Raw genomic sequence first — 21,976 nt, forward strand, 5'->3', positions numbered from 1 at the left:
GGCGAACATTGATTCACTGTGGTGCGACATCGAAGGAACCATCGAGCGTTGGGTTCTTTCAGCTGGAGTTCCTGACACAGCGAAGGATTCTCCATCCGTCAAGGCGGTTGAATTCTTCAAGGTCTGCCCATTCACCGAAGGTGCATTCGTCCTCTTGAACGGCCACAGGGAAAGCGAACAGGATGAAGAGAGCCACATGTACGGCAACATGGCGCGTTATGCCTGGGCGCTCTATCCGAAGATTGCCTCAAACGGATACAACCGTGAGGCCTTCATAGCCTTATTGAGACAGGAGCTATTGAAGCTCGAACACGCCTTCGGCGAATACCTGGCAAACGAAGTCGAAACCAACGATGGCTATGCAGAAAAGTGCAAGACGCTCTACCAAGCGATGGAGTGGGACGGAAAGAAAAGCGGAGACGGTTACTATTCCTCTACTTCCGTCCTCAGCTTCAACTACACCGACCTCATCGAGCGATTCTTCGACGGCGGAGAAGACGGCGCGTTCGCTAACATCCACGGGAAGCTCGGCCAAGAGATCATCTTCGGAATAGACGGCAAGGACTGTATGGACAATCCAGACGCTGTGGCTTTCACGAAGACATTCCGCCTCATGCGACGTGGCGGAACCCGCACCGACAAGCTCATCAGCACCGCCAACAGCGCAAACTTGCGGGACGCGACAGACGTCATCAAATTCTACGGGCATTCGCTCGGGAAGGCCGACTACTCGTACTTCCAATCGATATTCGACGGCGTTGACCTTTACGAGAGCAAGACCATACTCGTTTTCTATTATCCCTACGACAGCACAGACGATGGCGAGGAGAAGAACGAGGCATGGCGGAATAGACTCGCTAACTCGATCAACAAACTGCTCGTTGACTACGGTGCCACCATGGACAACAAGGATCATGGGAAAAACCTAATGCACAAACTGCTTCTTGAGGGACGTCTTATCATCAGGGGCATACAGCTAAACTGACCGTTCTGCCTACGACTTGTGAGGAATGCCGTGAGCGATAGACCACAACGCAACGGCGAGCAAGACCTTGCCACCCTGTGGGGCTTCCTCCTCGACATCGACTGCCTCGACCCGCTCAACGAGTGGGCAGACAAATTCAACCTGTTCGACGTGCTGGGTGTGGCACGCACCGAGATCAGGCACAGCAACGTGCTGGGACGGCTGCTTGATCCAAACGAGAACCACGGTCTGGGCGACGCGATAATACGGAGCTTCTTGAACTACGTCGCTACCAATGGGAGCGACAACGTCGACGTATTCGATGCACTCCTGCTCGACTGCCACGACTTCACCGTGCGGCGTGAGTGGCGAAACATCGACATCCTGGCCGTGTCGGCAAGCAAGAAATACGTCGTCTGCATCGAGAACAAGATCGGCACCGGGGAGCACGACGACCAGCTCAACAGGTACCGGGAAATCATCGAGGCGCAATACCCGCATCACCGCCACGCCTTCATCTACCTCTCGCCAAGCGGTGCCGAATCAAGCGATCCCGAGCATTGGGTGGCAATGAGCTACACCGACGTGTTGGGCATCGTGCAGGCTACGCGGAACAAGAACAGGCTGCTCCCCAACGTGGAGCTTCTCATCAACAACTACATCGAGACCATCAGGAGGGACGTCGTGGGAGACGAAAGACTCGAATAGATATGCGCGGAAATCTACTCGAAGCATCGCAGGGCGCTCGACCTCATCTACGAGCACAGGCCGGACAGGGCGTCCTCACTCGCTGCCACCATATTCGCTTGGGCGGAACAGCGCGATGCGGAGGGCATGATCGTCCTCGACAGGAACAAGTGCAACAAGTCATATACGCGCTTCACCACGCCCGGGATGTCCGAGGCTTTGCCCGACACCGAGGAGGCTAACAGCTCGTGGGGCACGCGCAACCACTACTTCTACGAGGTGGTGCACGGCAGCGAGAGCTTCAAGAGCTGGATCTCGCTGAACCGGAAGGGCGCTGGACCGGACCTCCTGGCACGCCTCCTCTCGCCCCAAGCGCGTGAACTGGAGCTACCACGTTCCGTACGCCACCTCAGACTGCAACGTCAACGAGGATATGAGCGAGGCAGAGATCTTCAAGCAACTGGACAAGCAGCTGAATCGTCTCATGAAATTCGAGGCAAAGATCGCACCGCGTGTTCTCAATGACGCGAAGACAGACGAGAGCGCACGAGCGTAGCACTCGACACTAGGCATAACAACGAAGTTGTGACAGCCCACTAACCTCATCGCAGGTTGGCGGGCTGCCTTCATGTTGGCCGCCCTCGATAACGAAAGGCGGTAATCATGGACGGTAAGCAGAATGGCAGCCAGGAAACCACGCAGAGTGCGGAGAGCCAGGCGCAGCAAGAGCAGCAACAGGAAGGCACGCAGGCCCAGCGAGAAGTGACCGACAACTCCGGTACCGGCTGGGAGAAGCAGATCGCAGACCGCGACGCTCGCATCGCCGAGCTGGAGGGCCAGGTGGCCGAGGCCGCCAAGACCACGGAAGCTGTGCGGCGAGATGGCCGAGGTGAAGGGCCAGGCCGAGAGCGACCGAATCGGCTTCAAGCTACAGCTCGCGGGCGTGCGCAACATAAAGGCCACACGCGCCCCTGCTCGCAGACCACGACAACGACGTGGACAAGCTCAAGGAGGCCGAGCCTTGGCTCTTTGGGGCCGACGGGAGGCGCCGAGGGCGGCGCCGGAGCAGTGGAACGACCGACCTGCCCAACGCGAGAGCCGCCCGCGACGAGGGCAAGACGCACAAGCACTGGCGCGAGATTGCGGGGCTTGGCCAACGGTTCCGACGACAAGAAGAGCCACTGACAGAGAGGAAGGGCTGAACAATGCCTAACAACATCGCATTCGCACGCAACTACGTGTCGGTCATCGACGAAGTCTACTAGCGTGCCGGGATCCTCCGGCGTACCCAGCTCCGGCCGCCGCATGGTCCACACGGGCCATAACGCCAAGGAGATCATGATCTCGAAGATCTCCGTCATCGGCCCGGGGAATTACACCCACAGCGTAGACTATAAGACATGCTCAATCACCTACGAGTTCGAGACCAAGACCTTCAACTACGACCGAGGCATTCGCCTGTTCACCGACATGATGGACGTCGAGCGGGCCGGCGTGAACGACTGCTTCGTTTAGGACGGGGCTGAGCTCATGCGCACGCAGATGGCTCCCGAGGCCGACGCCTTCACCTTCGCGCAGATCGCCGGGCACACCGGGGTCACAGTAAAGAGCGAGGGCCTGTCCGAGACGGCCGCCACCGACGCACCCGGACATGGCATATGTCCTCATCTGGTCGGGAGAGATCGACTCGTACAGGCTCGGCAGGAAGCTCCTGGTCTCGAAGGCGTCCGTGGACGCCTACATCGGGGCGCTTCGCCCTCGGCAGGCAAGTCATCGCGCGGTTCGCGCCGCCTCGTCGGTTCGGACAGGCGCTCCGATACGGGAGCGATTTTGTTCAGCTGTGCCCGTTGATGGCTTCCTCGAGCTCGGCCATGTAGGCGATGACTTCCTCGATGCTCGGGTAGCTGCCAAACAGCATCGGCCGCATCGAGGCGTAGTCGGCCGCGAGCTCGGCGAGCCTGCCCTTCAGCGGGACGAGCCTAAGCGTGCCGGGCTTGGCATCAGCTAGCCTGGCCCACGGCGTGCGGTAGAACTTCTCCTTGAACCTGACGACCTGCGCGAGCAGGTCGGGCTGTGCGACGGCACGGTCGAGTGCGAACGAGTGTCCGAGGCGGTACATGTCGTAGTAGTGGCGGGAGTAGCGCCTGGGCATGGCCTTTCCCTCGGGCCTGTTGGCCTCCTGGTGCAGGATGGTTGCCTTCTCCCAGAACGTGCGCTCTGGGCTCGCGGTGCGCACTGTGGTTGATAGCTCTGCAACGAACGGCACTACGTCGGCCGCGTACGGGGCAATCGTAGCCTCCTCGGAGGGCGACCACGCCGCCATGGGGCCGATCTCCAGCTTGATGGTGTCGAGCGTTCCCGCCGATTCGTACGAGCGCGGGTAGTCGAAGTACACGGTCTCCTCCTCGTCGCCGCACCCCACGAACGCCTCGGCGCCGAGGGACTCGGAGAGCGTGGCCTTAAGCTTAGGGGCGAAGACGTCGGCCAGGAAGGCGTTCGTGCGTTCGATGCTGTCGGCCTTGAACCGCTCCTGCGCCGAGTTGCTGCGCGGCTCCCACGGCTCGTCGGCGCCGTAGCCCAGAAGCCGCCAGTCCAGTATGAGGTCGATGTCCTCGGAGAAGCGCTCGATGAGCCCGAACGCCTTCGACAGGCTCGTGCCGCCTTTGAACACCATGGATTCGGCGAAGCCACTTTTATGGAAGAGGTGGTCGAGGGTATAGCACACCCAGAAGTCTTTCTCGACGACGGCCGGCGCGAGCGCCATCCTCTGCGCGGCGGCCTCGAAGACCAGCCTGCGTTCGTCGGCCGAGGCCTTAGCGATCCGGTCCATGCTTTGCCTCCCATATCTTCTTCGCGGCGTCAGCCACCCAGGAGGTGAGCCCTGCCGACTCTTCCAGGAACGCTTCGGCCTGCCGCTCCGTGAGGCTGCGCGCGAGCATTCCGATTTCCTCGTCGCCCACGTTCTCGCGCCCGAGCGCCTTGAGGGCCTGCACGATGGTGCAGGTGGTCTGTGAGCAGTCGAGCAAGTCGCGGTTGGCGCGGTGCCGGAGCTCGATTTCATAGGGCCCATACCCATAGCGCTTGTAGGGGCCGCTGCTGACGTAGACGAGCTTGGCAGGCACTTGGGTGTCGAGGCCCAGCGCGTTGAGGGCAGCATCGCCGGATGGGGCAACGACCCACTTGTTGGCCCGAGCGATGGCGCGGACGACCTCGTCGGCGCTGGCCGGCACCTCGGCGCCCATGAGCGCGCTTCTCTCGGGCACGTAGTAGACGCCGTGGACGGCGCGCGCGAGCCCGCCCTTGGCATGCATGCGCCCAAGCACGTTCGCGGCGTTGCGCCGACCGGCGATGTCAGAGAAGTCGGCAGCCGTGAAGGCCCTGCCGGCTCCGATGCTCTCTATTCGCTCGGCGATGGTCTCCGCCTCCGTCATGCTGGTCCTCCTTTTCATGATGAAAAAAGTATATGCCTTTTTCATCAAGCACTGCCCAACAGCCTCGATCCTCCTTCGCACCATGCCTGCGCCCCTCGATGTCCCAAGCATGCGCGCATGTGCTCGAAAGCAACCGCGCCTTCCAATCGCAATCGTGTCGAGAAAGTTGGTGTTTGCGCCCCTAGATAGGGAAACGGCCGCCGCCTTAGAATCTGCATCAGCCACGAAAACGGATTCGAGGAAGGGCAACGACCGCAATGGATTCCCTACAGCAGATTCCGACCGATTCGGACGGCAGCGCCGACCTGCGCGAGCTGGCGCGCGTGCTTCTGGGGACCATGGCGGGCGCGGTCATGGACGCGCAGGCGGATGCGCTCTGCGAGGATGGGGCGAACGTCCGCAACGGCTACCGCGAGCGCGGGCTCGTCACGGCGGTGGGCCCGATCGCGATGAGGATTCCCAAGCTGCGCGCGGGAACCTGCTTCCCCGAGGGAATAGTCGGCCGCTATAGCCGCGCGGGCCGAGCCGTCGCGGCGGCCGTGGCCGGGATGTACGCCAACGGCGTCTCCACCAGGAAGGTGCGGAGGGTCGCCGAGAGGACGGGCATCGACCGCCTCTCGGCCGACCAGGCGAGCGCGATATGCGGGAGCCTCGACGAGGGGGTTGCGGCGCTGGCCTCGCGCACCTTCGAGGGCCTGGACTTCCCCTACCTGTTCCCGGGCGCCACCTACACCAGGCGCAGGCGGGACGGCCGCGTGCAGTCCGCCGCCGTCGCCGCGGCGATGGCCTGCGGGTCCGACGGCGTGCGCCGCGCAGTGGGATTCTCCGCGATCGGCACCGAGACCCACGCCGGATGGCTCGGGTTCTGCCGCGACCTGCGCAGGCGCGGCGTCGCGGGCGTGAGGTGCGTCACGGGCGACGCGCACGAGGGGCTCAGGCGCGCCATGGCAGAGTGCTTCCCGGGAACGGCCTGGCAGCGCTGCATCGTGCACCTGGAGCGCAACGTGTGCTCGCTGCTCAAGACCGAGCGCCAGCGCGCGATGGCGGGCAAGGCGCTGCAGGCGGTGCTTCGGGAGTCCGACCCCGCCGTGGTCCGCGCCGCCTACCACGCTGCGGCCGACGCAGTGGGCGCGATGTCCGAGGAGGCCGGGAGCCTGCTCGGGGAGGCCGAGGCCGGCGCGCTCGCCTACCTCGACTTCCCGGCCGAGCACAGGCGCCGCATCCGGACGAACGACTGCCAGGAGCGCACGAACCGCGAGACAAGGCGCAGGTCGCGGGTGGTGCAGGTCTTCCCGAGCGCCGAGTCCATGATCAGGCCCATGGGCGCCGTGATGGCCGAGCAGGACGAGGACTGGTCGGGCAGGTACTGGATCGTGCCGGAGTCGCTCGCGAGGCTGGAGGAGCCGGCCCACGCCGAGCGGGAGCCCACCGGTGAGTCGAGGGAGTGGGGCCTCGAGGTCGTGCAGGCGGCGATAGAGCTAGCCGACGCCGGATGGAGGGTGGCGTGATGGTATGATGGTCGATGGATTCTAGGCGTTCGGCCGCCCCGTCGGGCAGGCGCAAACACCAACATTTCCGACACTACCTTGTAATCTGCATAATAAAATGTTTTCGTATAGTTTTTTACATGACATATAAGCATATCCGCATATTTATGACTGTATAACATTCCCACTGATTTGCTATGCCGTCTCTGTAAGACAGGCTTCTTGAGGCCATCATCCATAGGCAGCACCGCAGTCTTGAAAAGAAGTCTAAGATGCGTGGTGCCAGCCTGGCTGTTGGGAACTAGCAGGGCGATGTCGACGGGCTTATCGTCAAACGAGGGCTACATCCAAAGAAACTCGTCTTGCTGTCCGCATACTACCCGAGCATCACGCTGTCCGATTTCAGAAAGCCCATGCATCACACCGCGCTGGGTCGGTTGTGGGAATCTGCTCGCGTTCAGGCGCTTCTCCCTCGCCGTCACCCACGGCAAGAACCATCTTGGCTCCACCTGCCTCGATGCCACCAATCCTGCTCACGCCAGCCACCTCGTGACTCAGCAAACGCATCGGGATGGAAAACGACCCCGCGGCTCTTGGGCCGTCGGGGTCGTTCCTTGGGAACCACCTACTCGAGGCCTGCCCTCCACTGCCTAACGCCTGGCTCACGGTATAGCGCAACCTTGCCAACGCTGCCGAACAGCTGCATCTTGTGCGTGATGACCTGCTTGCCGGCCTCGATGCACGCGGGGAACAGGTTGTTGGGATCCCAGCCGCTGTTGGGCTGCGCAAGAATCTCGCGGGCCTTCGTGAAGAACGCGTTCTTGTAGTCGGAGGAGATGTTGACCTTCTCGATGCCGATCTCCACGGCCTCGGCCACCTCGGAATCAGGGTTGCCCGAGCCTCCATGGAGGACCAGCGGAATGTCGACGACATCCTTGATGCTCTGGAGAACGTCCATGCGCAGCTTGGGGGTGACACCCTTGGGATACAGACCGTGGCAGGTGCCGATGGCAACAGCCAGGGTGTCAACGCCAGTCTTCTCGACGAACACCTTGGCATCGTCGGGATTGGTGTACTTAACCTCAGTCATACCACCCTCGATGGTCACACCAGTCGTGCCAATGGTACCAAGCTCGCCCTCAACGGACACATCGACCATGTGGCAATAGCGCACGACCTCAGCGGTCTTCTCGATGTTCTCCTCAAAGGGAAGTAGGGAGCCGTCCAGCATGACGGAGCTGAAGCCGTCATGCACGGCACGCATGATAGACTCGATGGAATCGCCATGGTCCATGTGCAGGACAAAGGGAACGGGGCTGTTGCCGATACGGTCGACCATGTACTTCACGAACTCGTCCTTGCAGTACTCGAGCTCGGTGGGGTGCACGGCGATGATCGCGGGAGAGTCGTTCTCCTCGGCGGCCTCGACGACCGTACGGAACAGGTTGGACTCGGAGACGTTATAGGCACCCACTGCAAAGTGGTTGGCCTGAGCCACCTCAAGCATCTGGTTCATGTTAAGAAGCATTGCCATCTAACCTTTCTCGAATGAGGGATCATTGCTGAGTTAGCACAATTACCAGAGCGCCTTGTCCTTGGAACCAGTCAGCTCGATGTATCTCTCAAGGACCTTGGAACCCGCAAGGTAGGAGTGGTGTAGCAGCTCGGGGTAGTCGTACTCGGAATCTTGCCTGAGGGCGCTGTCGATGAAAGTACGCTGGGCAATCATGTAGTCCGTTCCAACGTTGATCTTGTTGACGCCGCACTCGACGGAGCGCCTGATGTTCTCGGAGCCAGAACCCGAGCCACCGTGGAGCACCAGGGGGATGCCCGTCTCCTTCTTGATCTTCTCGACGATGTCGAAGTGGAACGTGGGAACGTAGCCTTCCGGGTAGTCGCCATGCGTAGACCCAAACGAAACGGCAAGGGCATCCACACCCGTCTTCTTGATGAAGTTGATGGCCGCATCAGGGTCAGTGTACATGTTCTCGTCCGTGTAACCAGAACCCTCCCCAACCAGACCCATGTTGCCAATCTCGGCCTCAACGCTTGCGTCATACTGTTGTGCAAGCTCGACGACGGACTTGGTAATCCTCACGTTCTCATCGAAGCCATAGGCGGAGGCGTCAACCATCACGCTAGAGAAGCCGTTGTGGAGGCAGCGCTTGAGGTGGGCAACGTCGCTGCCATGATCGAGGTTGATGGCAACGGGAACCGGCACCTTCTGGGCCATCCTGACGATGGGCCCCGTCAGGATGTCGCCATCGAAGTACCGCTTGATGTGCTCCTGCAGCAGGTCGATGATGATCGGTGCGTGCATCTTGCAGGCAGCATGGATAACTCCCGCAGCGGACTCGAGATTGAAGGCATTGATCGCCATGACGGCGTAGCCCCCCTCGTTTGCCTTCTGGAGCATGTCACGCATAGACTCATACATTTCAGACCTCTCAATAGTGAAGTGTGGTGTGGCAGAACTGGCTGGGGCGCAAGGTCGAAGCCCCGCATCCCCGGGACTTAGCTGAAGCTCAGACCAGAGAGGTCGACCTCCTCCTCTTCCTTCACGACATTGAGGTCATCGACCTCATCGGGCTTCAGGGGCTTCTTCAGGAGTACCAGGAGCAGCGCGGTGACGAGCGAGCCGGTGAGAAGGGCGACCAGGGCCCAGCCGGGGTTCTTCATCATCGGGACGACGAACATTCCACCAGAGGGGACCATGGACTCGACACCCATCGAGAAGGCAATGGCACCGCAGACCGCATCACCGAGAGCGGTGCTGATAACGGTACGGACGAGGTCGTTCATGGCGATGGGGATGACGCCCTCGGTAATCATGCAGACGCCCATGGGGAAGGCCATCTTGATGTTCTCGACCTCGGATAGCTTGAAGATGGGCTTCTTCACGACATATCTGGAGAGCAGCAAGGCGAGCGACACGCCGAAGGGGGGAACCATGGAGCCGAGAACCTTGACCGCCTCGGGACCGTAGATGCCGTCCGCCATCATGCCATCGCAGATAAGGTTAGGAACCTTGGAGATTGCCCCACCGTAGTCGAGGTGCTGGATAAAGCCCAGGATGAAACCGGTAACGAACTTCTGACTGTAGTCGAGTCCCTTGATGAACGCGGTCAGGCCTGCGGTGATGGCAGCAATAGGCCCACCGAGGACGAAGACTATGATGAGCCCGGCGGCAATGGCGGTAAGCGTGGGGATAATCATCATGGGCATAAGGGCCTGCGCCCACTTGGGAACGGTAAGGTAGGTCTCAAGCCAAAGGGCGATGTATCCAGCAACGATGCCGCCAATCATGCCACCCAGGAAGCCGGCACCAAGGAACGAAGCAACCTGACCCATGAGGAAGCCAGGAGCGAGACCGGGACGATCGGCGATGGCATAGGCAATATAGCCTGCGATGAACGAAGGCAGCAGACCCATGCCAAAGACACCGATGGTGGTGAGAGCGGAGGGAACGGTGATTCCCTCGAGCGTGGTCACACTCTGACCACCCGTGAGGTTACCGATTGCAATCAGCAGACCGGATGCGACGACCAGGGGGAGAAGATAGCTAATTGCAGTAAGGATTGGTGCCTTGATACCGACCTTCCTCATCCTTTTCCTCGGCTTCTCTATCTCTTCAGCCATTGCACATTCCCCTTCCATATAGAGACGCTTTCCTACACGTACGACGTCCTTCCAACGCCTACTTGCCAAGCTCCTGGTGAATCTTCGCCACAATCTGCTTGGGTGCCTTGATCGCCAGATCCGTCGGGATCTTCATGATTTTCTTGTCCTTGAAGCGGTCAGCCCCTTCGATGTGCACATCAACGCACAGAAGCACGCAGTCGGCATCCTCTATCTGCTGCGGAGTCAACTCGTCCTCGACCCCAATGGTGCCCTGGGTCTCCATGTGAATCTCGTCACCTGCCGCCTTGGCGGCCTTAACGATGGCCTCCTTGGCCATGTAGGTATGGGCAATACCGCTACAGCACGCACACACTCCGACGATTCTCATGTATCTCTCCTCTCCTTGTCATTCCACGTAACATCCGTTTGCGCAGTTATGTTCGCCCTCCACCGATGTTTGTAATTGCGTTTCATGTTACATATTTTTTTGGAATTACATTCCAACAGACTTCCTCCTTGTATCGACGGTCGGATTTTGGGGACGAACGGCATCCGTACGACTCGTGAACATAGAGGGGCAGCCAAAAGAAAAGGCGGCCTGCCAAGATGGGGTATGGCAGGCCGCCTGACTGTCGTGAGAACTTAGCTGTCCTATCAGATGTCCTAGTAGAGCGTGGGCGTATTCTCCTTATCGCGTCCGAGACTCTTCCTCTCCATTCGGACGTGCTCCCTAACGTTCTTCCCGTGCGCAAGCAGGAACATGAACAGTGTCTCAACAATGAAATTCTCTGGGACATGCGTCGAGAACTGCGGCCCAGCAAGCATTGGATCACGCATGACGGCGGTGAAGACCACATCGGAACGGAGCGCGAGCACAGAGGTCGGGTTCGACGTGATGAATATTATGGGAGTTCCAGAATCCTCCGCATTGTCGACGATGGTCTCCAGACGATGGGAATAGCCAGATGACGAGACCACAAAAAGCAGGTCGTTGCGCCTCAGCGACAGGGAGTCAAGAATCATGACCTCGGTATTGACCGGACAGTTTGCCCGAATTCCAATCTGGCCAAGGCGAAACGCGAAGTTAGAGCAGATGGGAATAGAGTTGCCAACAGCTGCGAACAGGATGTTGTCAGAGTTCATGATAAGGCCCAATGCCTTACTGACGTTGTCCGAGCTCATCTGCTCCGCAGTACCCTTGAGCTCCTGAGTCTTATTCTCAAGAATGTAGCTGATGGAGGCGTCTATTTGATCGAGGGAGATCTCGGACACCTCACTCCCCTCCGGAACGTCAGCCCCTGCCTGGTCCGAGGCAATCGCCAGCCGAAGGTCTGAGAAGCTCTCGTAACCGATGTGCCGAACGAAGCGGGATACCGTTGCGCTTGACGCCTCACTTCGCAAGGCGATGTCTCGAACCGAGAGCTTCGCGACCTCGCCAACGTTTTGGATGATGAAGTCCGCAACCTTCCTCTCGGTGTCAGACAGCACTTCGTAAGCTGCGCATATGGTGTTAACGGCGCTTCCCTGTGGGCTCATAGGCTACTTCCGTCCATCGTGAAGGGGCGGAATGTGCCTCTTCTCATAGTTTGGATATAATGTAACATTGTTTCAGAAAGTATCTTGTCATTGGAACGTAGACGGACGGAAAAATTCCATGGCGCGATACGGCGTCTCGTAATCTGCAGACGGGACACTGTCGGCATCGTGCGCGATGCTGCGGTACAATCTGCGCAGATGCGTTCTGGTGTTGGGGAGTTGAGGCGTATGGACGTCCGTAAGGTGCGGTTCATCGAGCCGGGGGCACCACCGTACCGACGCACGCCGCTGAACCTGTTCGTGTACGACCGCTACATCCGCAACCCGTCCGTCGGTCTCATGACGCTCGCCACCATCGTGCACCGCCGCATCGCCGACACGCTCATGTACAGCGAGTCCATCTCGAAGGTGCGCTGGGATGACTGCCTTGACGCCGACGTCGTGTTCATCGGGGCGTTCACGTTCGCCGCACCGCGCGGCTACGAGATTGCCGACAAGATTCGCCAGCAATCCGATGCAGTGGTGGTGATTGGCGGGCTTCATGCCACCATGTGCCCGGAGGAGGCCGCCGCGCACGCCGACTACGTCCTTCTGGGCGAGGGGGACGAGACCATCCTGCAGTTCCTGGACGCGCTCCAGGCAGACAAGGAGCCCGCATTCGCCGGCGTGGCGCACCTTGACGCCGATGGGACATTCCATAGCACGGGCATGCCTGCCCCGCCGCATGACATCGACACGATACCCGATCGCTACCTGGTGTGGCGCTACCACAGGATGGCCGGCCACAATACGCTGTGGGGGCAGGTGCACGCCTCGCGCGGATGCCCGCACAACTGCGACTATTGCTCGCTCGTGCGTCTGTACGGGCACCATGTGCGCACGCGCAGCCCGCAGAGCGTGGTGGAGGACATCAGGCGTTGCATCGCCTTTCACGACGAGGGGCGCCACCGCATCGCCACGGTACTCTGGCTCACCGACGACAACTTCTTCGCCGACCGCCCATGGGCGCTGGCGGTGCTGGACGCCATCATCGAGAGCGACGTCGACTACCACTTCACCATCCAAGCGCGCTACGAGGTGGGCTTCGATGACGAGATGCTGGAGCGCCTGGTGCGGGCGGGCTTCGTGGAGCTGGCGCTGGGCATCGAGTTCATCGACGACGACGCGTTCCGGGAGTTCCACAAGCGCAGCTCGAAAAGCGATATAGAGCGCGCAATCTCCAACATCCGGGCGCACGGGTTGCGCGTGCGCGGGCTGTTCATATTCGGAGCGCAGAGCAACCGACCCGGCGTGGGAAAGGCAGTCGCGCGCTTCGCCATGGACAACGGCATCCAGGGCATATTGCTGCAATCCATGTACTTCATCCCGGGAACGCCCGCCTTCGAGCAGTACAAGGACGAGCTTTTGCACACGGACTGGGAGAAGTGCGTGGGCAACGTGGTGCACGGCCGCGCAACATATCGGCGCGCCAGCTGCAGCGCGAGATCATCGAGTGCAGCAAGACGTACTACTCGTGGCGGCGTCTGCTCTCCGCGCTCGTGCACGAGCGCGGCATCGACCGTGTGCTGTTTCTCGGCGAGTTCTTCTGGCAGATGAGCGAGCGGGCTCGCATGCGCCGCGAGCTGCCCGCCCTACCGGATGACTAGCCCGCACGTCTGGTCGCCGAACCGACGCGGAGCAGTCCGATCGTCCCGATGAATCATGATGCAGTGAGGGAACGTGGCCTATAGTTCCACCATGGAAAACCCAAAACCGCCTTGAGCGCTTCACAAGGAGACGCCTATGGGAGCAGCGGAGACGCTTGCGAGCTTCTTCCAAGCCGAGAACGACAGGGACTGGGAAACCTACCGGACCTTCCTGCATGCAGATGTGGTCTGGCACCTGCATGCCGAGCACGAGCGGGTGATCCAAGGCATCGAGGAGTACCTGCGGGTCATGCAGGATGCCTACCGCGATTCCAACACGCGGTTCCGCGTGGAGGAGATGCACGAATCGGCTCGTGGGGAGCGAATCGCAGTCCTGCTGATCGATGACGACGGCGCGAGATCGTTCGAGGTGTTCGACTTCGAGGATGGCAGGATCAGGGGCGAGCACGAGTTCCTTCTAGGGTGACGGGGATCGAATCCGCTGCCTCGCGCCGTCGCCCATATCCCATGCGATTCGTACGGAACGGCTCGGGACGGCGGGAGCCGATGCGCGTACAGTCCTAATCGAGGAGGTGGGAGATGGGCGTCATGGAGGACTTCAACCGGACGGTGGGCTACATCGACGCGACCTTGGGCAAGAGTGCGGATGATAGGGAGATACGCCGCCTATCGGGATACTCCCGCGCGATGTTCAGCAGGGTCTTCTCCATCTTCACGGGGATAACGCTGTCGGAGTACATTCGCGGACGCAGGCTGACGGAAGCCGCGTTCGACCTGCGCTCATCCGAGGAGCGGATCATCGACGTGGCGCTACGCCATGGCTTCGGCTCGCCGGACTCGTCGCTGCGGCATTCAAGGAGTTCCATGGCCATACCCCTCCGAGGTCAGGGACGGGAGGCCCTTTCGGGTTATGTCCAAACTGCGGCTGGCGCTCAGCGTCAGGGGAGGAGAAGAGATGAAGGTCAGCATCCAGAGAAAGCCCGCCTTCACGGTGGCGGGTCTCATGCGGGAGGCCATCGAGAGCTCGGAGTGCCCGGAGACAAATCAACTACCTGGTGTGCACCGGACTTCGAGGCGTATGGCCCCGGAGACATGCATGCAGATGGCTACGAGATGGAGCTGTGGGCGCCCATCGAGAGAACATAGGGGCTGGAGCATGAGGCGAGCCACGCCTCTGACGCGACCTGTCGCCACGGCCTCGCGATCGCTCCGCGTCAAACCTTCCCCTCCCCCAGCCTATTCATATAAATTGGGGGACGGCCTACACAGCAAGCAGCGCTCTCCTGCCAGAGCGCTATAAATCCGAAGGGCTGGAGCGTGGTCACAATCGACGGGTCCGTGGGGCCCGCCTCAGGCGATGCTTACGGCATCACGGGGTGGCCGTCGTACCAGGTGATCTGCGGGTGCTTGACGTAGCCCGGGTCCCCGGCGTCCCCCGTGCCGTCCCAGGTCTCGGAGCCGTCCCTGTAGACCACGTCCGGCCACATCAGCTCGAGGATGCGGCCGACGGACGGGGGCTCGGGGTCGCGGCCCCGGACCTCGTTCTGCGTCGAGTCGAGGATGTAGAGTTGCGCGGAGTACGGGTCGTAGCCCTCCAGCCCCGCGTACACGTACATGCGCTGGCCGAGCCCCCATATCCCCTCGAGGCACTCGTGGATCGTACCCGCCCATTCGCCCTCCGTGCCGTCCGCGGGCATCATGAGCGTCACGTCCACGCGCGGGTGCGTGAGGCCGTTGTTCACGTAGGCGTCCAGCTCGTCGGGCCGCCAGTCGCGGTCGCCTATGTAGGGCTCCGCCATCTGCACGCTGTAGCCCGCGAGGCCGGAGAGCCCCCGCACGACCTCCAGGAACGGCCCCTCCATCTGGCCCTTGAAGCGGTACTGGGTGTAGTCGTCCCAGAGATTGTACCGGAGCGTCCCCGTATCCAGGTTGACGGGAACCTCGCAGCCGAAGACCTTTGACGGGTCGGAGTCGGGCCTGGCGCAGAGCTCGTAGATGAGCTCGTCCGTGTAGTCGGGCACGTAGGACGTCACCTCCGTGCCCTCCGCCTGGGAGAACGCCTCGCCGTAGCGCTCCCCCAGCGCCGGGAGCGCGTAGGCGAGCGCGTCCCCGCCGCTCGATATCGTGATGTCGGGCACCTCTTCCCCCTTCCTCAGCAAGCCGCAGCCCGCGAGGCCGAGGGCGCCCCCGACAAGCCCCAGGGATGCGGCCAGCAAGCTTCTCCTCGTTACCATAAGCGGCCTCACCTCGACCAGGTGGCGGTGAGCCCGTCGCCATCTTCCTCAACGCTAATGCCGTCCCCCGCGAGGGCGTTTCTTGCTGCCTCTTGCAGACCCTTGTCCTCGAAGTCTAGGGTCGCAGTAACGGACAGTTCTTCCCTCGTGTAGCCACTCTGCTTGCTACCATCAGGGTTCCTTGGAACAATTTTGGAATCGAAGGTCCAGTTACCCTTGCCCGCATCACGATCGATAGAATAGCGGCCGCCAGTGTTCACCGTGATGTGGATGTTCGGCACATCGCTCCCCTCCGCCGACTCATACGTCGTGAAGATGCTCTTGGTCTGCCGTGCGCTGAGCACGTCAAGGTTATCCCTGATGTCTTGTGGTGTCATGACCAGGTACTCGTCACTGGGGGACGTCGGGGCATCACGTGTATAGACGGCGACCTCCCCGCCATAGGCAATGCCCGCGCCATATGTGCCATCCCAGGTCTGGATGCGATACTCCTTGCCGTCGTAGATGAATGTCGTGATGTCGGTGTCGAGGTCCATTCCCAGAAACGGCCCAAAGAACTCGATCCAGTCCCCGTAGCCACTCTTGTGCTGGATGCTCGTCCGCATGTCCTTGCCGTAGAAGATGCCGTCATCAGTCGTGAACGCAAGGTATTGGGTCAGCGGGTTCTCGTCGTTGCCATCAACCATATTTGAGAAGTCCTCGACGCGCGAGATGATGTCCTGCACGCTAAACTGTCCAGCCAAAGCACCTATTGCGCTCTGCATGGCAGAGCTCTCCATCGACAGCATCTGCGGACCATCCTTTATGGCCAGGTAGAGCAGGGCATAGCGCTCGTCAGCGGTGAGACGCCCAATCTCCGTGGGTGCACCATCCCCAAAAAGACTCTGCCTGACGATGTCCAGAAGTTCGCCGAGGCGTGCCTCCATGCCAGGGCGCACGCCCGTGATGTTTCCGTCATCGTCTAGCGTGAAGTAGCGCTCGAGTACCGCCCGGTTATGGCGGCGTTGCCATTCCTCATCGAGCTGAGGCACCCACGACAAGTCAAGCACCGATATGTCAAACGCACCCGTCACAGGGTCGCGGCTCACAGAAGCCAAGGCGTCCTGCTGGCGCTGGAGGGAGCCTGTGTATGCGGAACTCGCGGCATAGATGCTGCCGTCACCCAGGTACTCCAGCGCAAGGTCGAGACGTCTCTGCAGCTCGTCGGCCTGGCCCATGACCATGTCCGCAAACCCCTTGAGACCGTCGGCAAGGAGCGGGACAGCATCCGACAGGTCATCTGCCTGCCCGTACAAAGTGTTTGCCCAGGACCTTCGCTGGGCCACAGAGTCCGCAAGCGCATCGGTGTCGACCACAGGGCCAAGCGGCAGGAGCTTCTCGCTCACCTGTCCCATGTCAGTATATATGTCCTGCACGAAGGCAAGCAGGAAGTCGCTCTGCAAGGCCATGGCGGGCATCCTCACCTGGCTCAGGTAGTCGCGCATGCTCTGGTAAGCGGCAGACTCGCCCGCAGAGGTGTCGTCTATGACCTCCTGCAGGGCCGACATCTGAAGGCTCGCCTCGTCACAGGCGCCGTTTGCCGCCAGTGAGTTGCTTCTCAGGTCAACCATGAGAGTGCCCACGTTTGACCTCATTGCCAGCCACCTCTTCCCTCGTCCGTCTCGCGCACGGCACGCATGTAGGCCTCCTCCTCCGCATCCATGTGGCTTCTGACCGTGCGCAGCTCATGCTCCAAGCTCTCCTGCGTCTCTTCCTCCGCGTGGCCAAGACGCTGGACTCCCCGCAAAATCTCATCGGACATCTGGAAAACCAGCGCGTTGCCCTCCGGAAATGCGGCAGCGTCTGCCGCCTCTATCGCACCCGCAGCCATGCGCAAGGCACCCATGGCATCTTGCACGTCTCGCTCGCTCTGGCCAAGCGAGCTCTCACGCTCCTCCAGCCTGAGCATGGTTTGCTCGTGTCCCCGACGAAGCTCGTCAAGCCTGTCATCGGATACGCTCATGACGAGACTCCCGAGATGCCGCTCTCGAGCATTCTCGCGATATCCGCATCTGCCTCTTGGAAGGAGAGCCCCATCTGGCCGATGGCCTGCGCGTCTGCCTTGACGGCCGCCACGTACGCGGCGGCCGCCGAGGCGTAGCCTTGCCATGCGCTGTCGCATTGCGCCGGCGGCGTGCCGTCGGAGTCCTCCGCGCAACTCGAGAACTTGGCATCACCGTACGAGCCAACGCTGGTTTCCAGGCCCGTTGCGTCGGCAAGGGTCTGTGCAACATTCGAGACTATCGAACCCACGTCTGCCATGGTCTCTCCCCCGGTATCGGGTGTACGCGACGCACATCGCTCGGTCAAGCTCTGTGGCAGTTTCCTTATGACAGCATTCTTTTCACATGTCGACTGGCTTGTCAAGCAGCAAGACTGGATGGCGAGTACGTACAGGGCATAGGCTGGCCAGACCGACGTCGGAGAGGGGCCGCGGGGTGCTCAAGATCCATCTGATGCCTCTTCTGGGCACCCGATTCGCATCTAGCATGTGCCTGCACGGCATTGAGTAGCCTACAATGGAGCGCACAGCATGCTGGAGATAATGCCATACCTACAGAAGAGGTGCATGACAGCATGAGCCATGGCAAGGAGTCCGTAATGACATGGGACCGTCTTCTCTCTGAGGACGGACGTGACGTTCGTCCCAAGGGCGCAGAGGGAAAGTGGCGCGAGATGATCAAGCTGTCACAGCCAGAGAATGACTACCAGCATGTTGTCACCTCGTCCATCGTGCGAGCCCTCCAGGACAAGACCCAGATGTTCTCCATGGACAACTCGGCGCAGGTGCGCACGAGGCTGACGCACTCCATCGAGGTTGACGCCATCGCACGGAGGCTCATCCCAGCGGTCTTGAACATTCTCAAGGACTATCAGGACACGGGCAAGTATAAGAAAGGCCATTTTCTCAAGCAATACTTCATCGACGATGGTGACAACGACGGCTACAAGAGAATCGATGCCATGCAGCGAACGCTTGAGACCGCAGGCCTCCTGCATGACCTGGGCAATCCGCCCTTTGGCCATGAAGGCGAAAGGTGCCTCTCGGAACGGATCAGGAAATGGTGTAGCGATCACGCAGGGCTGCTCACCCCTGATGAGATCAAGAACCTGGGCAACGTCGAGGGCAATTCGCAGGCGCTCCGCTTTCTCATACATCCCAACCCGGCGATGGACATCGCACTCGCAAACCCGACCTATGCGCTGTTGGCAACGATGACCAAATACACGGTGAGTAGCAAGGACTGGACTGAGGAATACAAAGGCAGCGAGGTGGTCTGGAGACACAAGCCGGGGCATTACCTCAGCGAGCACGAGGCGTGCGAGGACATGGGCACGAAGCTTGGCCTCATCCGGAGCGTGGATGGACCGCACGAGTATTGCCGCCATCCCCTGGCCTACCTCCTAGAGGCTTCCGATGACATCGCCTACCTCACGGCCGACCTCGAAGACGCGTATGCGATGGGGCTCGTCAAAGACGAGCACATAGCCGACATGTGGCAGCAGCTCAAACCAGACTACGAGCGTAACAAAGCCGAGGGGAAACCTCGGCTGAATGGGTGCATGGAAAACGTGAAAGAGTTGACTGACAAGCTGGGCACGTATGGTGATGATGACTTTGACGGGAAGCTCCTCTATATTCACCAGTGGATCTTCCAGATGAGAGACTCGCTGGTCTATAGTGCCGCCCAGGCGTTCAGCTACCATCTCGACGAGATCATAGGGGGCAGCTATCGCAGCGAGCTTCTGGAGACCTCAGAGCTATCCAGGCACGTGGTAGAGGTCCTGCATGACGTCATGGAAAGAAACGTCTATAAGAACACCGAAATCGTCAGGCAGCGTGAGAGGGGGACACATGCCCTGGGGCTCATATTTGAGCGGTTTACCAGCTGCGTTGACGATAGCACGGGTGAGGCCAGGCTGACCGAGGGCACGCACATTCCGTGTACGCTCAAATCCTATCTCGATAACACCAGGAAGGGCGCAGACCTTGACGATGGTCTTTCACCTGCCTACCATACCCTGCGCACGGTACTCGACTACCTCTGCTCGCTGACAGACAGGCGGGTACTCGAGCTGTACGATGCCTACCAGGCCTACGACAAGGTGGAGACCTTGTAGCGACAGGTTGCAGTTGTCTTATAGAACAGACCGTCACGAAGCGTCTTGACCCGAAGTTTATTCCCACTCGATAGTCACTACTTGGGGACACCGGCTAAAGTGCGCGTTTTTCGTCGTCTCGCGCGACGTTTGCCCAGTTGGCGATCTCCCGAAATGCCTTAAAAGCGCACTTTATCCGGTATCCCCAAGTAACGGCTGCCCTTGCCGCGCGTGAACGCCACCCCCTCACACACCGCGCGCTCTATGCCTCAATTAGGTATTTCAAAAGTGCACTCCCCGTGCGCCCGACACCCGTCATGCCCATCTCCGCATCATCCCTCGCCTAGAAATTGCATCGCTGTCTTGCAAAATCCTTCGGGGTGAACTACCACCAGCTGCGCGTGCGCGTACCCCTTCAGCTCCCGGAAGCGTGTCTGCGAAAACGTCTTCCTCACGCAGTCGATGTCGGCCCTTCTCGCCTTTGTTTCGCTGGTTCCATACCAGTACTCGATTTCCGTATCCAGGCGCGGAATCGGATTCGGCATCTCGTAGTTGTTTGCAGACCAGAAGACGTTGTAGTTCGTTCTCGCGGAAAAGTGATGCTTCTCAAAGTCGTAGACCCGTCTGTAGAAGTCCTCCTGCTCCCAGCCATCCTGTGTCCACTGGCTTGGTGGGCTCACCTTTCTTATCATGCCCATGTTCATGGTGCCGAAGAGGACCAGGCAGAAGATACATGGCCGTAGCACCACCCATGGATACCCCATAGAGGGCGTCGAGGCGACGGACGCCATGCGTCCTCAGGTAAGCAACCGCCTTCTTTGCATAGTCCTCCACACTGATGAAGGTCATGTCCCCAGAAGGGTCATGCCCGTCCGCTGCGGCAAGGCAGATATTAGTGTCCGGCCAAGGCCCTTGCCGGCGCTTCGAACACCCAAGCCGGTTCGGCCGCACACTGGAACATCGACAGGGTCTTTGCATGCTCTTGTCCAAACTCGCAAACCCTCATCTTGGCTCCATCATGAATCATATTTGATACGACTAACTTTAGGCGTCACGGCGCTGCCGTGCTGCCTCACCACCACCCCCCAAGCGTCAAATGTCCTCGCGATGCGGCAGGGGAAACGTCAAAGCACCTGTGCCAAGAAGCCCAAGAGTAGGCATACCGGCAGCCCCTCACTGTCGTAGAGCCCCGCGCCCCACCTCCACATGGCCAGAATTGTCGGCGCAAGCCTCTCGCCTCGTACGGGTGAGAGAGTACTTCACCTTGGGCGGTACCTGGGGATACATCTCGAGGTGCATGATGTCGTCAGCCTCCAGCTCCTTGAGCTGCTGCGAGAGCATTTTTGGGCTTGCCCTTGGCACACGACACGCTAGCTCCGAGTAGCGCAGCATCCTTCCCACCAGCCTAAAGCAGATGAGCACCTTATACTTTCCGCCCAAAACCGTCATGACCGTCCCCACGGGGCACTCAAGCGAGGCGAGCTGGTCTCCGTTCACATCGGGCGCGCGGCATGCGGACGGAAGCAAGAGAATGAGTGGGATCTAGGACGACCAGGGTTTCGCGCGGGACGTCGATGACGCCCCTGACCCTCTTGCTGCGTGAGGCCTTCTTGACCTTCTCGCAACGTGAGGCCCCATGATGTCTGCGGAGGTGCGAGATGGACGAGACGAGACCGACGGGAAAGCGCTACAGCGTGGGGCAATTGGCCCAGATGGCAGGCGTGAGTGCACGCACGCTTCGCCATTACGAGGACATGGGGCTCCTCGAGCCCGCCCGGGCGGAGAACGGGCACCCGCAGGTACGGACCTGGCGACGCGAGGCTCCTGTCGCAAACGCTCGCAATGTGCACCTGCAACCCGCCCCCATATCTGTAGCGCTCAGAAATTAGGTTGGCGTACCGGACGACCCGTCGAGCAGAGAGTCCACCGGGTCAAAGCCCAGCTTTCTGCAAAGGACCGTAGCCCCCTTCTGGGTCGGCACAATCTGCCAATTCCTGTCGGACGTCCTGCAGGCCTCGACCCTCCCAACGCCTCGAAAAGCGCGCTGTCCTCGAGATGGGTGGCACTCACCCTCGGGGTGATCGCGTGCGGCCGTCGCAGGCCAGCGCGTCGTCACTGCGGGATCGGCCGGCTCCCTCCTGTGAGCCAGGCTGACCATCGAGGAACTCGGGCTGTACCCCCGCGAGGAAAGCTAGACCACGGAACGGAACCAAAAAACAGGACGCAGGCC

General features: G+C 60.5%; 23 protein-coding genes. 9 read left to right on the forward strand and 14 right to left on the reverse strand.

Going from position 1 to position 21,976, the window contains the following annotated elements; genetic code table 11:
- The first annotated feature begins 16 nt into the window (after positions 1–16).
- From E0E00_RS03630 to E0E00_RS03645, 3 genes are all read left to right on the forward strand, one after another.
- Entirely contained in the window at positions 17–985 is a 969-nt protein-coding gene (locus E0E00_RS03630) for an AbiH family protein (protein ID WP_371683376.1), read from the forward strand.
- 30 nt (positions 986–1,015) lie between these two features.
- On the forward strand, positions 1,016–1,672 hold the full coding sequence (locus E0E00_RS03635) for a PD-(D/E)XK nuclease family protein (RefSeq protein WP_165443537.1): 657 nt from the start codon (positions 1,016–1,018) through the stop codon (positions 1,670–1,672).
- Between the two features lie 1,245 nt (positions 1,673–2,917).
- Positions 2,918–3,166: a hypothetical protein gene (locus tag E0E00_RS03645; RefSeq protein ID WP_207302643.1), complete on the forward strand. Its 249-nt coding sequence runs from the start codon at positions 2,918–2,920 to the stop codon at positions 3,164–3,166.
- A gap of 319 nt (positions 3,167–3,485) precedes the next feature.
- Here the strand turns inward: E0E00_RS03645 and E0E00_RS03655 are convergent, their stop codons facing one another.
- Together E0E00_RS03655 and E0E00_RS03660 are read right to left on the reverse strand one after the other, a co-directional pair.
- A complete protein-coding gene (locus E0E00_RS03655) occupies positions 3,486–4,481 on the reverse strand; it encodes a nucleotidyl transferase AbiEii/AbiGii toxin family protein (protein WP_130811218.1) in 996 nt (331 codons plus the stop codon).
- Positions 4,465–5,082 (reverse strand): DUF6088 family protein, encoded by a 618-nt coding sequence (locus E0E00_RS03660; protein WP_130811219.1) that lies wholly within the window; start codon positions 5,080–5,082, stop codon positions 4,465–4,467. Before E0E00_RS03660 ends, E0E00_RS03655 begins: the two co-directional genes overlap by 17 nt.
- A gap of 257 nt (positions 5,083–5,339) precedes the next feature.
- On the opposite strand from E0E00_RS03660, the gene E0E00_RS03665 reads away from it, so the two are divergent.
- Positions 5,340–6,590: an IS256 family transposase gene (locus E0E00_RS03665; RefSeq protein WP_130811220.1), complete on the forward strand. Its 1,251-nt coding sequence runs from the start codon at positions 5,340–5,342 to the stop codon at positions 6,588–6,590.
- Between the two features lie 381 nt (positions 6,591–6,971).
- On the opposite strand, the gene E0E00_RS15155 is transcribed toward E0E00_RS03665, so the two are convergent.
- The 6 genes from E0E00_RS15155 to E0E00_RS03695 all read right to left on the reverse strand — a co-directional run bounded on the left by E0E00_RS15155 (position 6,972) and on the right by E0E00_RS03695 (position 11,726).
- Entirely contained in the window at positions 6,972–7,106 is a 135-nt protein-coding gene (locus E0E00_RS15155) for a hypothetical protein (protein ID WP_256386399.1), read from the reverse strand.
- Positions 7,107–7,194: 88 nt separating this feature from the next.
- Positions 7,195–8,097: a ketose-bisphosphate aldolase gene (locus E0E00_RS03675; RefSeq protein ID WP_130811667.1), complete on the reverse strand. Its 903-nt coding sequence runs from the start codon at positions 8,095–8,097 to the stop codon at positions 7,195–7,197.
- A gap of 48 nt (positions 8,098–8,145) precedes the next feature.
- Entirely contained in the window at positions 8,146–9,006 is an 861-nt protein-coding gene (locus E0E00_RS03680; RefSeq protein ID WP_130811221.1) for a class II fructose-bisphosphate aldolase, read from the reverse strand.
- 77 nt (positions 9,007–9,083) lie between these two features.
- A complete protein-coding gene (locus tag E0E00_RS03685; RefSeq protein ID WP_242622117.1) occupies positions 9,084–10,208 on the reverse strand; it encodes a PTS fructose transporter subunit IIC in 1,125 nt (374 codons plus the stop codon).
- Between the two features lie 58 nt (positions 10,209–10,266).
- On the reverse strand, positions 10,267–10,578 hold the full coding sequence (locus E0E00_RS03690) for a PTS fructose transporter subunit IIB (protein ID WP_130811222.1): 312 nt from the start codon (positions 10,576–10,578) through the stop codon (positions 10,267–10,269).
- 275 nt (positions 10,579–10,853) lie between these two features.
- Complete coding sequence (locus E0E00_RS03695; RefSeq protein ID WP_130811223.1) at positions 10,854–11,726, reverse strand: MurR/RpiR family transcriptional regulator; 873 nt, start codon at positions 11,724–11,726, stop codon at positions 10,854–10,856.
- A 228-nt stretch (positions 11,727–11,954) separates the two neighbouring features.
- Between E0E00_RS03695 and E0E00_RS03700 the strand changes: the two genes are divergently transcribed.
- The 3 genes from E0E00_RS03700 to E0E00_RS03710 all read left to right on the forward strand — a co-directional run bounded on the left by E0E00_RS03700 (position 11,955) and on the right by E0E00_RS03710 (position 14,518).
- Positions 11,955–13,322 carry a B12-binding domain-containing radical SAM protein gene (locus E0E00_RS03700; RefSeq protein WP_207302644.1) on the forward strand — a complete coding sequence of 456 codons (1,368 nt, stop codon included), beginning with the start codon at positions 11,955–11,957 and terminating at the stop codon, positions 13,320–13,322.
- Between the two features lie 186 nt (positions 13,323–13,508).
- On the forward strand, positions 13,509–13,838 hold the full coding sequence (locus E0E00_RS03705) for a nuclear transport factor 2 family protein (RefSeq protein WP_130811224.1): 330 nt from the start codon (positions 13,509–13,511) through the stop codon (positions 13,836–13,838).
- Between the two features lie 113 nt (positions 13,839–13,951).
- The gene (locus E0E00_RS03710; protein ID WP_207302645.1) at positions 13,952–14,518 is read left to right on the forward strand and encodes a helix-turn-helix domain-containing protein; all 567 of its coding nucleotides are present in this window, start codon (positions 13,952–13,954) and stop codon (positions 14,516–14,518) included.
- A 215-nt stretch (positions 14,519–14,733) separates the two neighbouring features.
- Here the strand turns inward: E0E00_RS03710 and E0E00_RS03715 are convergent, their stop codons facing one another.
- The 4 genes from E0E00_RS03715 to E0E00_RS03730 are packed head-to-tail and all read right to left on the reverse strand — an operon-like array spanning position 14,734 to position 17,907.
- Positions 14,734–15,588: a hypothetical protein gene (locus E0E00_RS03715; protein ID WP_242622118.1), complete on the reverse strand. Its 855-nt coding sequence runs from the start codon at positions 15,586–15,588 to the stop codon at positions 14,734–14,736.
- A gap of 26 nt (positions 15,589–15,614) precedes the next feature.
- Entirely contained in the window at positions 15,615–17,240 is a 1,626-nt protein-coding gene (locus tag E0E00_RS03720) for a DUF4474 domain-containing protein (protein ID WP_130811226.1), read from the reverse strand.
- Positions 17,237–17,608 (reverse strand): hypothetical protein, encoded by a 372-nt coding sequence (locus tag E0E00_RS03725; RefSeq protein ID WP_130811227.1) that lies wholly within the window; start codon positions 17,606–17,608, stop codon positions 17,237–17,239. Before E0E00_RS03725 ends, E0E00_RS03720 begins: the two co-directional genes overlap by 4 nt.
- Positions 17,605–17,907: a TIGR04197 family type VII secretion effector gene (locus E0E00_RS03730; protein WP_130811228.1), complete on the reverse strand. Its 303-nt coding sequence runs from the start codon at positions 17,905–17,907 to the stop codon at positions 17,605–17,607. Before E0E00_RS03730 ends, E0E00_RS03725 begins: the two co-directional genes overlap by 4 nt.
- Before the next feature lie 339 nt (positions 17,908–18,246).
- Here E0E00_RS03730 and dgt point away from each other — a divergent pair, with 339 nt between their 5' ends.
- Positions 18,247–19,767: a dGTP triphosphohydrolase gene (gene dgt / locus E0E00_RS03735; protein ID WP_207302646.1), complete on the forward strand. Its 1,521-nt coding sequence runs from the start codon at positions 18,247–18,249 to the stop codon at positions 19,765–19,767.
- Between the two features lie 311 nt (positions 19,768–20,078).
- Here dgt and E0E00_RS03740 read toward each other — a convergent pair whose 3' ends face one another.
- Both E0E00_RS03740 and E0E00_RS03745 read right to left on the reverse strand, forming a co-directional pair.
- Positions 20,079–20,537, reverse strand: coding sequence for a hypothetical protein (locus E0E00_RS03740; RefSeq protein WP_130811230.1), 459 nt, complete (start codon positions 20,535–20,537; stop codon positions 20,079–20,081).
- A 382-nt stretch (positions 20,538–20,919) separates the two neighbouring features.
- Entirely contained in the window at positions 20,920–21,243 is a 324-nt protein-coding gene (locus tag E0E00_RS03745; RefSeq protein ID WP_242622119.1) for a helix-turn-helix domain-containing protein, read from the reverse strand.
- Between the two features lie 215 nt (positions 21,244–21,458).
- Here E0E00_RS03745 and E0E00_RS03750 point away from each other — a divergent pair, with 215 nt between their 5' ends.
- The gene (locus E0E00_RS03750) at positions 21,459–21,635 is read left to right on the forward strand and encodes a MerR family transcriptional regulator (protein WP_242622157.1); all 177 of its coding nucleotides are present in this window, start codon (positions 21,459–21,461) and stop codon (positions 21,633–21,635) included.
- Positions 21,636–21,976: the final 341 nt, after the last annotated feature.

The organism is Olsenella sp. Marseille-P4559, assembly GCF_900605015.1.
In the GTDB taxonomy this organism is placed as follows: Bacteria; Actinomycetota; Coriobacteriia; order Coriobacteriales; family Atopobiaceae; genus Tractidigestivibacter.